Annotated in this window: 17 protein-coding genes; 12 read left to right on the forward strand and 5 right to left on the reverse strand. The window is 67.3% G+C overall.

Translation table 11 applies throughout. The features are described from left to right. Genes J2X50_RS02050 through J2X50_RS02060 form a run of 3 tightly spaced genes read left to right on the forward strand, consistent with a single transcriptional unit; the run spans nt 1 to nt 2143 of the window. Complete coding sequence (locus J2X50_RS02050; protein WP_429091021.1) at nt 1-633, forward strand: precorrin-8X methylmutase; 633 nt, start codon at nt 1-3, stop codon at nt 631-633. Then, the gene (locus tag J2X50_RS02055) at nt 630-1382 is read left to right on the forward strand and encodes a precorrin-2 C(20)-methyltransferase (RefSeq protein WP_429091023.1); all 753 of its coding nucleotides are present in this window, start codon (nt 630-632) and stop codon (nt 1380-1382) included. Before J2X50_RS02050 ends, J2X50_RS02055 begins: the two co-directional genes overlap by 4 nt. After that, on the forward strand, nt 1379-2143 hold the full coding sequence (locus J2X50_RS02060; RefSeq protein ID WP_429091025.1) for a precorrin-3B C(17)-methyltransferase: 765 nt from the start codon (nt 1379-1381) through the stop codon (nt 2141-2143). The genes J2X50_RS02055 and J2X50_RS02060 overlap by 4 nt, the downstream gene beginning before the upstream one ends. On the opposite strand, the gene J2X50_RS02065 is transcribed toward J2X50_RS02060, so the two are convergent. Then, the gene (locus J2X50_RS02065) at nt 2107-2871 is read right to left on the reverse strand and encodes a cobalt-precorrin-6A reductase (RefSeq protein ID WP_429091026.1); all 765 of its coding nucleotides are present in this window, start codon (nt 2869-2871) and stop codon (nt 2107-2109) included. The two genes, J2X50_RS02060 and J2X50_RS02065, sit on opposite strands and share 37 nt — an antisense overlap. Before the next feature lie 266 nt (nt 2872-3137). On the opposite strand from J2X50_RS02065, the gene cbiE reads away from it, so the two are divergent. The 3 genes from cbiE to cobM are packed head-to-tail and all read left to right on the forward strand — an operon-like array spanning nt 3138 to nt 5511. Further along, a complete protein-coding gene (gene cbiE, locus J2X50_RS02070) occupies nt 3138-4367 on the forward strand; it encodes a precorrin-6y C5,15-methyltransferase (decarboxylating) subunit CbiE (protein ID WP_429091028.1) in 1230 nt (409 codons plus the stop codon). After that, nucleotides 4364-4750 (forward strand): cobalamin biosynthesis protein, encoded by a 387-nt coding sequence (locus J2X50_RS02075; RefSeq protein ID WP_429091030.1) that lies wholly within the window; start codon nt 4364-4366, stop codon nt 4748-4750. The genes cbiE and J2X50_RS02075 overlap by 4 nt, the downstream gene beginning before the upstream one ends. Beyond that, nucleotides 4747-5511, forward strand: coding sequence for a precorrin-4 C(11)-methyltransferase (cobM, locus tag J2X50_RS02080; RefSeq protein WP_429091032.1), 765 nt, complete (start codon nt 4747-4749; stop codon nt 5509-5511). Before J2X50_RS02075 ends, cobM begins: the two co-directional genes overlap by 4 nt. On the opposite strand, the gene J2X50_RS02085 is transcribed toward cobM, so the two are convergent. Next, complete coding sequence (locus J2X50_RS02085) at nt 5478-6593, reverse strand: cobalt-precorrin-5B (C(1))-methyltransferase (RefSeq protein WP_429091034.1); 1116 nt, start codon at nt 6591-6593, stop codon at nt 5478-5480. The two genes, cobM and J2X50_RS02085, sit on opposite strands and share 34 nt — an antisense overlap. Nucleotides 6594-6646: 53 nt before the next feature. On the opposite strand from J2X50_RS02085, the gene cobA reads away from it, so the two are divergent. From cobA to J2X50_RS02115, 6 genes are all read left to right on the forward strand, one after another. Then, entirely contained in the window at nt 6647-7432 is a 786-nt protein-coding gene (gene cobA / locus J2X50_RS02090) for a uroporphyrinogen-III C-methyltransferase (protein ID WP_429091036.1), read from the forward strand. Further along, nucleotides 7429-8742, forward strand: a complete 1314-nt coding sequence (locus J2X50_RS02095) for a cobyrinate a,c-diamide synthase (protein WP_429091038.1) — start codon at nt 7429-7431, stop codon at nt 8740-8742. The genes cobA and J2X50_RS02095 overlap by 4 nt, the downstream gene beginning before the upstream one ends. 3 nt (nt 8743-8745) lie before the next feature. Next, nucleotides 8746-9504, forward strand: a complete 759-nt coding sequence (gene cobS / locus J2X50_RS02100; RefSeq protein ID WP_429091040.1) for an adenosylcobinamide-GDP ribazoletransferase — start codon at nt 8746-8748, stop codon at nt 9502-9504. 24 nt (nt 9505-9528) lie between these two features. Continuing rightward, complete coding sequence (cobT, locus tag J2X50_RS02105) at nt 9529-10539, forward strand: nicotinate-nucleotide--dimethylbenzimidazole phosphoribosyltransferase (RefSeq protein ID WP_429091042.1); 1011 nt, start codon at nt 9529-9531, stop codon at nt 10537-10539. Nucleotides 10540-10729: 190 nt separating this feature from the next. Next, nucleotides 10730-11716, forward strand: coding sequence for a sulfate ABC transporter substrate-binding protein (locus tag J2X50_RS02110; RefSeq protein WP_429091044.1), 987 nt, complete (start codon nt 10730-10732; stop codon nt 11714-11716). Nucleotides 11717-12008: 292 nt separating this feature from the next. Next, entirely contained in the window at nt 12009-12458 is a 450-nt protein-coding gene (locus J2X50_RS02115; RefSeq protein WP_429091046.1) for an RrF2 family transcriptional regulator, read from the forward strand. A gap of 9 nt (nt 12459-12467) precedes the next feature. Here the strand turns inward: J2X50_RS02115 and J2X50_RS02120 are convergent, their stop codons facing one another. The 3 genes from J2X50_RS02120 to J2X50_RS02130 form a co-directional block, all read right to left on the reverse strand. Further along, the gene (locus tag J2X50_RS02120; protein ID WP_429091048.1) at nt 12468-13385 is read right to left on the reverse strand and encodes an LLM class flavin-dependent oxidoreductase; all 918 of its coding nucleotides are present in this window, start codon (nt 13383-13385) and stop codon (nt 12468-12470) included. 137 nt (nt 13386-13522) lie between these two features. Next, nucleotides 13523-13675, reverse strand: a complete 153-nt coding sequence (locus J2X50_RS02125; protein WP_429091050.1) for a hypothetical protein — start codon at nt 13673-13675, stop codon at nt 13523-13525. 331 nt (nt 13676-14006) lie between these two features. After that, on the reverse strand, nt 14007-14279 hold the full coding sequence (locus J2X50_RS02130; protein ID WP_340038821.1) for a glycine zipper domain-containing protein: 273 nt from the start codon (nt 14277-14279) through the stop codon (nt 14007-14009). Nucleotides 14280-14361 lie beyond the last annotated feature (82 nt).

The raw sequence follows: 14361 nt of genomic DNA on the forward strand, positions 1-14361 counted from the left end.
ATGGCCGCCTACGACTACATCCATGATGGCACGGCCATCTACGAACGCTCCTTCGCCATCATCCGCGCCGAGGCGGACCTCAAGCGCTTCTCCGAGGACGAGGCCGACGTCGCGGTGCGCATGATCCATGCCTGCGGCCTGGTCGAAGCTGCCCAGCATTTCGTGTTCTCCGAGAACTTCGTCTCTGCCGCGCGTAGCGCCCTGCAGGCCGGCGCGCCGATCTTCTGCGATGCCGAGATGGTGGCGCGCGGCGTCACACGCGCCCGCCTGCCCGCCGACAACGAGGTGATCTGCACCCTGCGCGACCCGCGCACGGCAGATATCGCCAGGGAGATCGGCAACACGCGTTCGGCTGCGGCAATCGACCTCTGGACCGACAGGCTGGCAGGTTCCGTCGTCGCCATCGGCAACGCGCCGACGGCCCTGTTCTACCTGCTCGAAAAGCTGCGTGACGGTGCGCCGAAGCCTGCGGCCATCATCGGCATGCCGGTTGGCTTCGTAGGTGCAGCCGAATCGAAGGACGCGCTGGCCGAAAATTCCTATGGCGTGCCCTGTGCCATCGTGCGTGGCCGCCTCGGCGGCAGCGCGATGACTGCCGCTGCCCTCAACTCGCTGGCGAGGCCCGGCGTATGAGCACGGCCGCTGCAATAGGCCGCCTCATCGGCGTCGGCACCGGCCCCGGCGATCCGGAGCTTTTGACCGTCAAGGCCGTGCGCGCGCTGGCCGAGGCCGACGTGATTGCGCATTTTTCCAAGCGCGGCGCCAACGGCAATGCCCGCACCATCACCGACGCCCATTTCCGCGACGACGTGATCGAGTTGCCGCTCGTCTATCCGGTCACGACGGAGATCGACAAGGATCACGACGACTACCGCGCGGCCATCACGGGCTTCTATGAGGAGTCGGCACAAGCCGTTGCCGCCCATCTCGACCAGGGCCGCACGGTCGCCATCCTGTCCGAGGGCGACCCGCTATTCTACGGCTCCTACATGCACCTGCATGTGCGCCTGTCGCATCTCTACCCGACCGAGGTCATCCCCGGCGTCACCGCCATGTCGGGCTGCTGGTCGCAGACCGGCGTTCCGATCGTCCAGGGCGACGACGTGCTGTCGGTGCTGCCGGGCACCATGAACGAGTTCGAGCTCACCCGCCGCCTCGCCGACACCGACGCCGCCGTCATCATGAAGGTCGGCCGCAACCTGCCCAAGATCCGCAAGGCGCTGGAAGCCACCGGCAAGCTCGGCCGTGCGCTCTATGTCGAGCGCGGCACCATGCCGAACACCCAGCATATGCGGCTCGTCGACAAGCCAGACGACAAGGCCCCCTATTTCGCCATCGTGCTGGTGCCCGGCTGGGCCGGCAAGCCGGGAGCGGACACGTGAGCGGCCGCCTCGTCGTCATCGGCCTCGGCCCCGGCAATCCGGACCAGATCACGCCCGAGGCAAGCCGCGCGGTCGCTGAAGCCAGCCATTTCTTCGGCTACAAGCCCTATCTCGACCGGCTCGAGTTGCGGCCCGACCAGACCCACGTCGCCTCCGACAACCGCGAGGAAATCTCGCGCTCCAATGCGGCGCTGGAGATGGCGGCAAGCGGCCGCAACGTGGCGGTCGTTTCCGGCGGCGACCCCGGCGTCTTCGCCATGGCGGCGGCCGTCTGCGAGGCCATCGAGGCCGGCCCGAGGGAATGGCGGAACATCGATCTCGCTGTGGTTCCGGGCGTCACCGCCATGCTGGCGGTCGCCGCCCGCGTGGGCGCACCTCTGGGCCACGATTTCTGCGCCATCAACCTGTCGGACAATCTGAAGCCGTGGGATCTGGTCGAGCGCCGCCTCGTCGCCGTCGCCCAGGCTGGTTTCGTGATTTCGCTCTACAACCCGATCAGCAAGGCCCGCCCCTGGCAGCTCGGCAGCGCCTTCGAGACACTGCGCGCCCATCTGCCCGCCGCGACGCCCGTCATTTTCGGCCGCGCCGCCGGCCGGCCCGACGAGCGCATCGAAATCGTCACGCTTGGCGAAGCCGCTGCGGAAAAGGCCGACATGGCAACCTGCGTCGTCATCGGCTCGCCGGAAACGCGCCTGATCGAGCGCGGCGGCAAGCGCCCGTTGGTCTACACGCCGCGCTTTTCGGCCGGGGCGGCAAAATGATCGACCATCTCGGCCATTGCGGACACGCTCGGAGCCGACAGCACGTCGGGCAGTTGCGGCCGGCGGAACAGGATCACCTCGATACCGAGCTCTCTAGCTGCCGCGATCTTGCCATAGGTCGCCTGCCCGCCGCTGTTCTTGGCGACGATCACGTCGATCTTTTGCGCCTCGAGCAGCGCTCGCTCGTCGACCTCGGCGAACGGTCCGCGTGCCAGGATATAGGTCGCATCGGGCACGCGGAGCGGCGGCTCGATCGGGTCGACGCTGCGGATGACATAGGCATGCTGGGGTGCGGTCTCGAACGCCGCCACTTCCTGCCGTCCGAGCGCCAGGAACACACGGCGCGGTTTGTCGCCCAGCGCGGCAACGGCTTCTTCGCCGTCGTCCACCAGTATCCAACGATCGCCTTCGACCTGCTCCCAGCCGGGACGGCGCAGGGCGAATATCGGCACGCCGGAAATGCGCGCCGCCTCCGCCGCGTTTGCCGAGATGCGCGCCGCGTAGGGATGCGTGGCGTCGATCAGCAGGTCGGCCTTGTGCTCGCCCAGCCAATCGGCCAGCCCCTGCACACCGCCAAACCCGCCGATGCGCACCGGCACCGGCTGCGCGACCGGCTTTTCGGTCCGGCCGGCCAGCGACAGCGTGATGTCGAGGTCGCCGCGCGCGGCCAGCTTCGCCGCCAGCTGCCGCGCTTCGGTGGTACCGCCCAGGATCAAAACCGTCTTCATGATCGTCCGCGTTCGCAAGAAACTGCCCCTCACCCTTACCCTCTCCCCGTAAGGACGGGGAGAGGGGATCGTCAACGTCACCGCCCGTCCTTGTCCCCGGCCGGGAAATCTGTCGTGAACGTCCTGCCGCTCGCCGGGATGTCTTTGTCGCTTGTCGGAAGGTGCCAGCCTCCTGTCGGGAAGAGAGGAACATCGACGTCGCCGCTTCTTCCTTCTCCCCGCCTGCGGGGAGAAGGTGCCGGCAGGCGGATGAGGGGCGATGCGACATGACTACTTCCCGCAACCCAGAGCAAAAGTGGCTGACCGTCGTCGGCATCGGCGAAGACGGTGTGGCGGGTCTTAGCGACGAGGCCAAGCGCGCGATTTCAGCCGCTGCCCACGTCTTCGGCGGCAAGCGCCATCTGGCGCTGGCAGCCGAACTGATCCGCGGCGCGGCCCGCCCCTGGCCAACGCCCTTCGACAGCGAGATGCGCGACATCGTCGCCCTGCACGGCGAAAACGTCTGCGTGCTGGCGTCGGGCGATCCATTTCTCTACGGCGTCGGCGTCACCTTGGCCCGAGCCGTGCCGCCCGCCGAAATGCGCGTATTGCCCGCCCCCTCGTCCTTCTCGCTCGCCGCCTCCAGGCTCGGCTGGGCACTGAAGGACAGCGAGACGATCTCGCTGCACGGCCATGCCATCGACCTGATCCGCCCATTCTTGCATCACGGCGCGCGCATCATCGCGCTCACCTCCGATGGTGAAGCCCCTGCCCAGATCGCAGCGCTCATCGCCGACAGCGGCTTCGGCGCCTCGCGCCTGACCGTGCTCGAAGCATTGGGCGGCGACAGCGAGCGCATCCGAACGGCCCGCGCCGACAGCTTCAGCCTCGAAAACATCAATCCGCTCAACGTTTTGGCGCTCGAGATTGAATCAGGTCCTCAGGCACGCGTCCTGCCGCTCGCCTCGGGTCTCGCCGACGATCTGTTCGAGCACGACGGCCAGATCACCAAGCGCGAAATCCGCGCCGTGACGCTGTCCACCCTCGCCCCGCGCCGTGGCGAACTGCTGTGGGACATTGGCGGAGGATCAGGCTCGATCTCCATCGAGTGGATGCTCTGCCACCCCTCGCTGCGCGCCATCGCCATCGAGCACAATGCCGAACGCGCCGAGCGGATCGCGCGCAACGCCACCAACTGCGGCGTGCCCGGTTTGACCGTCGTCAGCGGCGCCGCGCCCGAGGCACTGGCCGGCCTGCCCACGCCTGACGTGATCTTCATCGGCGGCGGCGGCTCGGAGGAAGGCGTCTTCGATGCGGCCATCGCGGCACTCCGATCAGGCGGCCGGCTGGTCGCCAATGCCGTCACCCTCGAAATGGAAACGCGGCTGCTGGCGCGCCATGCCGCGCTCGGCGGCGAGCTTTTGCGCCTTCAAGTCTCCCGCGCCGCCCCCGTTGGCTTGATGACCGGCTGGCGGCCGGCGATGCCGGTCACGCAGTGGAGCTGGGTCAAGCCATGATGGTTGCAGGCATTGGCTGCCGCAAAGGCGCGGCGCACGAAGACATCCTCTCGGCAATCGAAACCGCGCTCGAAGCACATGGCCTCGCGGTCACCGCATTGACCGCGCTCGCCACCGCGAGCCTGAAGCGCGACGAGCCTGGCATCCTGTCCGCCGCGCGCCGCCTCGACCTGCCACTGCTTGTCGTCGACGACGCAGCACTGTCGGCGGTCGCAACCCGCACGCTCAGCCATTCCCGGGCCTCGCAGGAAGCCGCCGGCGCACCGTCGGTGTCGGAAGCATCTGCCCTCGCCGCCGCCGGCACCGATGCCACCCTGCTCGGTCCGCGCACGATCGTCGGCCCCGCCACCTGCGCTATCGCCACCTCTGGAGCCACAGCTTGACCGTTCATTTCATCGGCGCCGGCCCGGGCGCGGCAGACCTGATCACCGTGCGCGGCAGCCGCCTGCTCGGCTCCTGCCCGGTCTGCCTCTATGCCGGCTCCATCGTCTCGCCGGAACTACTGTCCTACTGCCCTGCAGACGCCCGACTGGTCGACACCGCTCCCATGTCGCTCGACGAAATCGAGACGGAATACGTCGCAGCCCACAAGGCCGGCCACGACGTCGCCCGCCTGCACTCGGGCGATCTCTCGGTGTGGAGCGCGGTTGCCGAACAGATCCGCCGGCTGGAGAAGCACGGCATCCCCTACACGCTGACCCCCGGCGTGCCGTCTTTCGCCGCGGCTGCGGCAGCGCTCAAGCGTGAGCTGACCATTCCCGAAGTCGCCCAGAGCCTGGTGTTGACCAGAACCTCTGGCCGCGCCTCGAAGATGCCGCCGGGCGAAACGCTCGCCGGCTTCGGTCGCACTGGTGCCACGCTCGCCGTCCACCTGTCGATCCACGCCATCGACCAGGTCGTTGGGGAACTCACCCCGCACTACGGCCCGGAATGCCCAGTGGCGGTCGTTTTCCGCGCTTCCTGGCCGGACGAACGCATCGTCAGGGGCACGCTGTCGACGATTGCGGCCGAACTGGCGAAGGACCCGATCGAGCGCACCGCCATCATCTTCGTCGGCCAGTCGCTGGCTTCGGAGGATTTCCGCGAAAGCTCGCTCTACGACGCCTACTATCAGCGCCGCTTCAGGGGCCGCGACGGGCTATGAGAGGCCGCGAAGGGCGCATGCCCCCTCAGCTCTCCCTCGCGGTTGAAGACAAGGATCTCGACCGCGATCTCGGGGCTATCGAACACGCTAGCCGCCGTGCGCCAGGCTGCAGCGGCGACCGCGTCGCCAATGGCGATGCCGGCCTTGCTGGCCTCGATGAAGGCCTCGGCCACCGTGTTGGCGCCCTTGATGCGAGCCTCGAGTTCGGCGTCCGCACCGGCCTCGACAGCGACCGCAGCCAGTCCGTCCAGATCGGCCGAACCGCGGCTCGAATGCAGGTCGAGCAGCCCTTGCGCGAGCTTGGTCATCTTGGCGACGCCGCCGGCAATGGTCACCTTCGGCACCGGGTGGGCGCGGATGTATTTCAGCATGCCGCCGACGAAGTCGCCCATGTCGATCAGCTGCACCTCGTGCAGGCCGTGGAACTTCTGCACGGCCATCTCGGAAGCGTTGCCGGTCGAGCCCGCGACATGGTCGAAGCCCATGGCGCGCGCCACGTCGACGCCGCGATGGATCGAGTGGATCCAGGCCGAGCAGGAATAGGGAATGACGATGCCGGTGGTCCCGAGGATCGAGATGCCGCCGAGGATGCCGAGGCGCGGGTTCAGCGTCTTGAGCGCCATCTCCTCGCCGCCGGCGACGGAAATCTCGACCTCGACATCGGCGCCCTCGCCCAGCACCTCGGCCACGACGCCAGCGATCATCTTGCGCGGCACCGGATTGATCGACGCTTCGCCCGGCGGGATCGGCAGGCCCGGCCGCGTCACCGTGCCGACGCCCTTGCCCGCCCGGAACACGATACCGCCGCCCGCCGTGCTCGGCCGTACAGTGCTCATGACGAGCGCGCCGTGGGTCACGTCGGGGTCGTCGCCGGCATCCTTGACGATGCCGGCCATCGCCCAGCCGTCGCCGCGTTGGCTCTTCGCCAGCGCGAAGGCCACGTTCTGGCCGCCCGGCAGCACAATCTCCACCGGGTCGATAAACTGCCCCGCCTTCAATGCCACGCACGCCGCCTTGGTGGCAGCGGTGGCGCAGGCGCCGGTGGTCCAGCCGCGCTTGAGCGGACGATCTTCTTCATTCATGACGCGATCTATAGGCTGGACGAGCCTGCACGTCATCGCCGAAAGCGACACGCATGAGCCTTGAAACTGCCATCTCGCGTTTGAACTACAAGCAGCACCAGCTCGAACCCGGCCATGTCTGGCTGGCTGGTGCCGGCCCCGGCGATCCCGGGCTGCTGACGCTCGACGTTTTGTCGGCGCTCGCCCAGGCCGACGCGCTGGTGCATGACGCGCTGGTGTCGCCCGAAATCGTCGCCGTCGCCGAGCAGGCTGAAAAATTCTTCGTCGGCAAGCGCGGCGGCCGGCTGTCGATCCCGCAGGGTGACATCAACGCGCTTCTGGTCAGGCTGGCGCGCGAGGGCCGCAAGGTCGTGCGCCTCAAGGGCGGTCATCCCTTCGTCTTCGGCCGGGGTGCCGAGGAAGCGCTGGTGTTGACCCGCGAGAACATTCCCTGGCGCGTGCTCTCGGGCATCACTTCTGCCTTCGGCGGCCTGTCCTCGGCGGGCATTCCAGCCACCATGCGCGGCGTCAACGGCGCGATCATCCTGGCCACTGGCTTTGCGGCTGTCAGCGACGACCGCCCCGACTGGGCGGCCCTTGCCCGCACCGGCCAGCCCATCGTCATCTATATGGGCCTGACCCACATGACCGAGACGGTGGCCGAACTGATGGCCGGCGGCCTGTCCGCCGACACGCCGGCCGCTTTCGTCGAAAACGCCTCGATGCCGGAGGAACGCACGGTCACTGCCACGCTCGGCACGCTGGTCGCCACCGCCGAGCGCGAAAAAGTCGTGTCGCCGTCGCTCATCGTCATCGGCGGCATCGTTTCGCTGCGCGCCGAACTGCTGGGCCAAAAATGACGGCGCGCGGCCTCATCATCGGCGCGCCGCGCTCCGGCTCGGGCAAGACCAGCGTCACCATCGGCCTGCTGCGCGCGCTCGCCCGTCGCGGCATCAAGGTGCGCGGCGCAAAGTCCGGCCCCGATTATATCGATCCCGGCTTCCACAAGGCGGCCACCGGCCTGCCCGGCGTCAATCTCGACAGCTGGGCCATGGCTCCGTCGCTGCTCAACGCGCTCGCCGCCGACGCATCCGCCAATGCCGAACTGGTGATCCTCGAAAGCGCCATGGGCCTGTTCGACGGCATCCCTGCCGAGAAGGGCCGCTCCGGCTCGGCCGCCGATCTCGCCCGGCTCTACGGCCTGCCGGTGCTGCTCGTGCTCGACGTCTCCGGCCAGTCGCAGACGGCGGCCGCCATCGCCAAGGGTTTTGCCACCTACGATCCCGACGTCCGCATCGCAGGCGTGGTGCTGAACCGGCTTGGCAGCGACCGCCACCGCAAGCTTGCCGGCGACGCCATCGAGGCGCTCGGCCTGCCCGTCGTCGGCGCCATCCTGCGCGACCCCACGCTGTCCATTCCCGAGCGCCATCTCGGCCTCGTCCAGGCCGAGGAGCACGCCGACCTCTTCGCCCATATCGAAAAACTCGCCGACATGGTCGAGCGCTCGCTCGACCTCGACGCCATCGTCGAGCTGGCGACGCCGCTGGCGCCAGGCGCCGGCGACCGATCATTCGCGCTCTCGCCGCCCGGCCAGCGCATCGCGCTCGCCCAGGACGCCGCCTTCACCTTCCTCTACCCGCATGTCGCCGCCCACTGGCGCGCCATGGGGGCGGAACTGGTGTCCTTCTCGCCGCTCGCCGACCAGGCTCCCGACGCCTCCTGCGACGTCTGCTGGCTGCCCGGCGGCTATCCCGAACTGCACGCCGGACGCCTCGCCACTGCTTCGAATTTTCTGTCAGGAACACGCCGTTTCGCCGAGACAAAACCCGTCCATGGCGAGTGCGGCGGGTTCATGGTGCTCGGCCGCTCGATCGAGGACGCCGACGGCGTCACCCACGAAATGTTGGGACTGCTCGGCCACGCGACCAGCTTCGCCAAGCGCAAGATGAACCTCGGCTACCGCCAGGCCACACTTTCGGCACCCTGCCCGCTCGGTCCCGAGGGCAGCGTCATTCGCGGCCACGAATTCCACTACGCCCAGACGGTGGAGCGCGGCGACGACACACCGCTCGGCGAGATTGCCGACGGCCAGGGCAACCCGCTCGGCAATTTCGGCAGCCGTCGCGGCCACGTCACCGGCACTTTCTTCCATGCCATCGCGCGGGGCTGAGCCATGACCACGGCAGGCAGCATCTTCGACGATTTGCGCCTCGGCCTCGTCTTCTTCACGCGCCTGCCGCTGCCGCATTTCGAGGTCAGGGACCGGTCGCTCGCCGACGCCATCTGGACCGCGCCGCTCGCCGGCCTCGCCGTGGCCCTCTTGGCGTGGCTCGCTTTTGCCGCGGGCTCCGCGGTTGGCCTTGCACCCAACCTTGCCGCTGCCCTGGCGATCGCCGCCGCCATGCTGGCCACAGGCTGCCTGCACGAAGACGGCCTGTCCGACACCGCCGACGGTTTCGGCGGCGGCCGCACGCGCGAGCGCAAGCTCGAGATCATGCGCGACAGCCGCATCGGCAGCTATGGCGCCTGCGCACTTGCGCTCTCCATCCTGGCCCGCTGGAGCGCGGTCGCCGAACTGGAAGACCCCGCGCCCGTCTTCGCCGCGCTCGTCGCCGCCCATGTCGGCTCGCGCGCGCTGATCCCGGCCTTCATGCGTCACCTGCCCCAGGCGCGCGTCGACGGGCTGGCCGCAGGCGTCGGCGCGGTTGCCGACAAGGTTGTGATCGCAGCCCTTGTCATCGGCGCGCTCGGCCTGTTCGTCCTCGGCCTCAAGGGCGCGATCGTCACGGCCCTTTGCCTCGCCGTCCTGTTCTTCGCCTTCAGGAAGCTCTGCCTCGCCCAGATCGGCGGCCAGAGCGGCGACACCATCGGCGCCCTGCAACAGCTCGGCGAGATCACCCTTCTGTTCACCGCATCCGTCATCCTGGCTTGATTCAATTTCGGAGTTTTCGCAGCCATGGCCTTCAAATCGCTCGATGAATTGCGCAGTGCCTGCCTCGACTTGCCGGCCGGCAGCGACGCCGCGGCACAAGCCGTCGCCGCCCGCCAAGACACGCTGACCAAGCCGCGCGGCAGCCTCGGCAAGCTGGAAACCATCGCCGCCTGGCTCGGCCGCTGGCAGGGCCGCGAGATGCCCAGGCTGGATAAGGTCAAGGTCATCGTCTTCGCCGGCAACCACGGCGTCACTGCGCAAGGCGTGTCGGCCTATCCGTCCGAAGTGACAGTGCAGATGGTCGCCAATTTCGCCGCGGGAGGTGCCGCCATCAACCAGCTTGCCCGCCTGGCCGGCGCCGAACTGGCGGTCATCCCGCTCGAACTCGACCGCCCCGCCGGCGATTTCACCCAAACCGTCGCGATGGATGAGGCCGACTTCCTCGCCGCCGTCTCCACCGGCTACGACGCCGTGGCCGACGATCTCGACCTCGTCTGCTTCGGCGAAATGGGGATCGGCAACACCACGCCGGCCGCCGCCATCGCCGCCGGCCTCTTCGGCGGCACCGGGCGTGACTGGGCCGGCCGCGGCACCGGCGTGGACGACAGTGGCCTTTCGCGCAAGTTCGTGGCGATCGACGCCGGCCTCGCCCGCCACAGGGACCGCCTCGCCGACCCGCTCGGCGTCGCCGCATGCCTCGGCGGCCGCGAACTCGCCGCTATCCTCGGCGCCACCCTCGCCGCCCGCCACCGCAACGTGCCGGTTCTGCTCGACGGCTTCGTCGTCACGGCTGCCGCGGCGCCACTGGCGAAGCTACATCCGGAGGGCCTGGCCCATACCCTCTCCGCCCACGTGTCGGCAGAGGCCGGCCACCGGCAGCTGCTCGAACAGCTGAAGCTTTCACCGCTGCTCGACATGGGCATGCGGCTGGGCGAAGGCTCGGGCGCCTGCCTTGCCGTCAACGTCGTCCGCTCGGCGCTCGAGTGCCACGCCAGGATGGCGAGCTTCGCAGAAGCCGGCGTGACCGACAAATAGTCGGCTGTTGCTCTCGGGGCAGCGGGTTTTACATCACCCTGGAAACTGATTTCTGAAATCGACCGAGATTTGGGATTTCGTTCCATGGGATCGTGCAGAGGCAACTTGCCTCTGCCTCCTCCTCACGGGTGCTCCCCGGTAACTTGCCGCAACTTCGAAAATTTGCCGCAAGTCTCAGGAGAACGCCCCAATGAAACGCTTCCTACTCGTCGGCGCGGCACTTGCCGCGATCCTCGCGGGTCCTGCCCAGGCCCAGACCGCCGACAAGATTCTGAATGCCTCCTACGACGTCGCCCGCGAACTCTTCGCCGCCGAGAACAAGGCTTTCGCCGCCGCAAATCCGGGGGTCACCGTCGACCAGTCGCATGCCGGCACCTCCAAGCAGGCGCGCTCCATCGTCGAGGGGCTGCAGGCGGACGTCGTCACCTTCAACCAGGTGATTGACGTCGACTTCCTGGTCAAGAACGGCCTCGTGTCCGACGACTGGCAGAAGGATTTCCCCAACCAGGCCTCGCCCTTCTATTCGCTGCCGTCCTTCCTCGTCCGCGCCGGCAATCCGAAGAACATCAAGGACTGGTCCGATCTCGTCCGCGACGACGTGCAGGTGATCTTCCCGAACCCCAAGACCTCTGGCAACGCGCGCTACACCTATCTCGCCGCCACCGCCTACGCCAAGGAGGCGTTCAAGGGCGACGAGGCCAAGGTCAAGGAATTCGTCGCCAAGCTGTTCGACAACGTGCCGGTGTTCGACACGGGCGGCCGCGCCGCCACCACCACCTTCGTCGAACGCGGCATCGGCGACGTGCTGATCACCTTCGAAGCCGAGACGCGCGGCATTGCCAGGGAGTACGGCACCGAAAAGGTCGAAAGCGTCACCCCCTCGGTCAGCCTGCTCGCCGAATTCCCGGTCGCCATCGTCGACAAGGTGGTCGACGAGCGCGGCTCGCGCGATCTCGCCAAGACCTATCTCGACTTCCTCTATACCACCGAAGGCCAGCGCATCGCCGCCGAATACGGCAACCGCGTCCACGATGCCGCCGTAGCGGCCGAATTCAAGTCGCAGTTCCCCGATGTCCGCCTCGTGACGGTGGAAGAGGTGTTCGGCGGCTGGGACAAGGTCCAAAAGGAACATTTCGGTCCCGGCGGCCTGCTGGAACAGATCTACGGCAAGCGCTGAACCGTCCGGCATCGCCGCCGCATATGGGGAAGCCGGCCTGCGCCGGCTTTCGCCATTTGTGGCCAGGCGGTGGGCGGTCGGGGGTAGCTGTCGGCGTCGGTCGCCGGCAATTAGGCGGATTCTCGCGCCAGGGTGGCCGAAACTTACGGAATCTCAACCGCTTTCGGCTTGTATATCAAGTCGCTGGAATTTATCTCTAATGACAGCCGGAATGCGATGGGGACGAATCGTCATCCGCGGCCCTCTGCAACTCGCTGCGACTGGCAGCCGAAGTCGATGACGCGTTCTCGCAATGCTGACTAAAAAAGGCAAATACGGCCTCAAGGCCCTCGTCCATCTATCGCAACTGCCGCCGGGCCAATTGGCCTTCGTCGGCGACATCGCCACCGCCAACAACATTCCGAAAAAGTTTCTCGACGCCATCCTCGGCGAGCTGCGCAATGCCGGCTTCGTCCAGAGCCGCAAGGGCAAGGACGGCGGCTACCGGCTGGCCAAGCCGGCCACCGAGATCAGGATCGGCCATGTCGTGCGCGTGCTCGACGGGCCGCTGGCGCCCATTCCCTGCGCCAGCCGCACCCAGTACCAGCCCTGCGACGACTGCGACGAGGCCACCTGCCAGATCCGCCACATGATGCTGGAGGTCAGGCAGGCCATCGCCGGGGTGCTCGACAACCGCAGCCTGGCCCAGGTCCGCGACGCCGACAACGACGACGTCGTGTCAGGCGTGATGCATCACGCCTAGCTGCCGGCCCTAGACGACGCGGCGCAACTGCACCGGACTGCCTCTGCGCCCCGTCGGCGGCGCATCGTGGCGCCTCGACATCCTCCGGACCTGCGGGACGATCTCCTGGCCGAATGCTTCGATCGCATTGGCGTCGTCGAGGCCGTGGACCAGGAAGTCGGCCACGCCAAGCTCGGCATAGGCGACCAGTCGCTCGGCCGCCCGGTCCGGCGCAGCGCCGAGCTGCCAATCCTCCGCGCCCTCCCCGGCATGGACCGGCAGCGAAAATCTTACGCGGCCCGCCCTGCCGAAAGGCTGAGCCGCGACCTTGACCCGCTCGGTCAGGCGGCGCGTTTCTTCCAGCCCACCAGCCGGCAGCTCGAACAGATCGGCATGCTTGCCCGCCACCTTCAGTGCAGTGCCCGACTGGCCGCCGAGCTGGAGCTGGATGTCGACGCCGCCTTTCGGCTTCAGCGGCACGAAGCCGCCGTGGACGCGGTAGAATATCCCTTCGTGGTCGAAAGGCCGCATATTCGTCCACAGCCGCTTGAGCAGCACCAGATATTCGTCGGTGCGGTCGAGACCGTCGAAGGCTGCGAGCCCGTCGGGTATGCCTCGCAGGCCGCGGCTTGCAGGCACACGCAGCGACAGCCGGCCCGGCCGCAGCTTGTCGAGGGCCGCAAACTGCCGTGCGGCAACCACGGGCGCCACGATGCCCGGCCAGTGCGAGACCAGGATGCCGAGGGATTGCGTAGCCCTGAGCGCCAGCGACGCGAGGTCCATATTGGCGAGCAGCCCCGCCAAGTCGTCGATCATGACGCGGCTGAAGCCGGCGTTCTCGAGCTGGCGCAGCCGTTGCACGGCAAGTGCGGTGTCGGCAAAGTAGGAAGGGTGAAGCTCGTCACTGTCGGCAACGCCGCCCGGGCAATGGGTGAAGTCGATCTGCATCGCATCTCCTCCGTCATGTCAGGAACAGTCTGTCAGGGACAGTCCTGGCGCCGCCCGCGCCGGTTCACGCGCTACTTTGAAACCTTCTTCGATTCGATTGAGGGAACATTGCGCCCATCGGCGCCCAGGTGATCCGCCTAGTGGATCAAACCGATCACCATCGCCACGGTGAAGCCGAACGAGACCGTGAAGATGAGGTAGGAAACCAGCTGCGCAACCGTAGCCGGCTTGCCAGCGGTGGCCGCCGACTGTGCGGCGCGGCCATTCGAGAGATACTGGGTCTGTGCCATCGCAATCTCCATCATGCCGTTAGTCTATTAAATTAATAGACTTTGTCGATTGCTAATTTTGGCAAGATTGTGGAACGGCATTTTTCGCCGGCCGAGGCGAAGGGGCATTTTTGTCCCTGTCTGAGCTTGGGAGGATCGGGACGGAGCCCCGCAGCAAGAGTAGTCAGTTCGGCCGCCTGCCCATCAGGTGGCAAGATAATCGTGCTTCGACAAACAGATAGCATCTAAAATTGATTCGGCTTGGAAGCCCGAACAATCAAACAGCGTCTGGTCACGATGCCGAAGGCGCGTCGGCACCTCCGGCATCTTCAGAGGTATGCGGGTCGGGTCCTCAGTAATATCCGCGCGGGCATTCCGCGATGTAAGTGCGGCCGTAGCGGTCGCGATAGCGGCAACTGTTTGGCTCGTTCGCCCGGCCGATGAGCGCGCCGGCCACTGCGCCGACGGCGCCTCCGACGAGCGCACCCTCGGCGCGATTTCCAGGTGCGGCAACGGCACTTCCGATCGCCGCGCCTCCAAGCCCCCCGATAGCCGCTCCCTGCTCGGTCTGCGAACAGGCCGCCAGCGTCAAGAGAAGCGCGATACTCACACCAGCCATCTTCATTACCGTCACTCCCAAAAGGTTGCATCGCCCGCCGAGCCTACAATGCACGGAGGCGAAAAACGATCCATGGCACCTTTTTCGT

The organism is Aminobacter sp. BE322 (assembly GCF_050433525.1).
Lineage (GTDB): Bacteria > Pseudomonadota > Alphaproteobacteria > Rhizobiales > Rhizobiaceae > Aminobacter.

What these genes read in the sequence shown, in the direction of transcription:
- J2X50_RS02050 (WP_429091021.1), top strand. Translation starts at nt 1, where the DNA reads ATGGCCGCCTACGACTACATCCATGATGGCACGGCCATCTACGAACGC.
- J2X50_RS02055 (WP_429091023.1), top strand. Translation starts at nt 630, where the DNA reads ATGAGCACGGCCGCTGCAATAGGCCGCCTCATCGGCGTCGGCACCGGC.
- J2X50_RS02065 (WP_429091026.1), bottom strand. Translation starts at nt 2,871, where the DNA reads ATGAAGACGGTTTTGATCCTGGGCGGTACCACCGAAGCGCGGCAGCTG.
- cbiE (WP_429091028.1), top strand. Translation starts at nt 3,138, where the DNA reads ATGACTACTTCCCGCAACCCAGAGCAAAAGTGGCTGACCGTCGTCGGC.
- J2X50_RS02075 (WP_429091030.1), top strand. Translation starts at nt 4,364, where the DNA reads ATGATGGTTGCAGGCATTGGCTGCCGCAAAGGCGCGGCGCACGAAGAC.
- J2X50_RS02085 (WP_429091034.1), bottom strand. Translation starts at nt 6,593, where the DNA reads ATGAATGAAGAAGATCGTCCGCTCAAGCGCGGCTGGACCACCGGCGCC.
- cobA (WP_429091036.1), top strand. Translation starts at nt 6,647, where the DNA reads ATGAGCCTTGAAACTGCCATCTCGCGTTTGAACTACAAGCAGCACCAG.
- J2X50_RS02095 (WP_429091038.1), top strand. Translation starts at nt 7,429, where the DNA reads ATGACGGCGCGCGGCCTCATCATCGGCGCGCCGCGCTCCGGCTCGGGC.
- cobS (WP_429091040.1), top strand. Translation starts at nt 8,746, where the DNA reads ATGACCACGGCAGGCAGCATCTTCGACGATTTGCGCCTCGGCCTCGTC.
- cobT (WP_429091042.1), top strand. Translation starts at nt 9,529, where the DNA reads ATGGCCTTCAAATCGCTCGATGAATTGCGCAGTGCCTGCCTCGACTTG.
- J2X50_RS02110 (WP_429091044.1), top strand. Translation starts at nt 10,730, where the DNA reads ATGAAACGCTTCCTACTCGTCGGCGCGGCACTTGCCGCGATCCTCGCG.
- J2X50_RS02115 (WP_429091046.1), top strand. Translation starts at nt 12,009, where the DNA reads ATGCTGACTAAAAAAGGCAAATACGGCCTCAAGGCCCTCGTCCATCTA.
- J2X50_RS02120 (WP_429091048.1), bottom strand. Translation starts at nt 13,385, where the DNA reads ATGCAGATCGACTTCACCCATTGCCCGGGCGGCGTTGCCGACAGTGAC.
- J2X50_RS02125 (WP_429091050.1), bottom strand. Translation starts at nt 13,675, where the DNA reads ATGGCACAGACCCAGTATCTCTCGAATGGCCGCGCCGCACAGTCGGCG.
- J2X50_RS02130 (WP_340038821.1), bottom strand. Translation starts at nt 14,279, where the DNA reads ATGAAGATGGCTGGTGTGAGTATCGCGCTTCTCTTGACGCTGGCGGCC.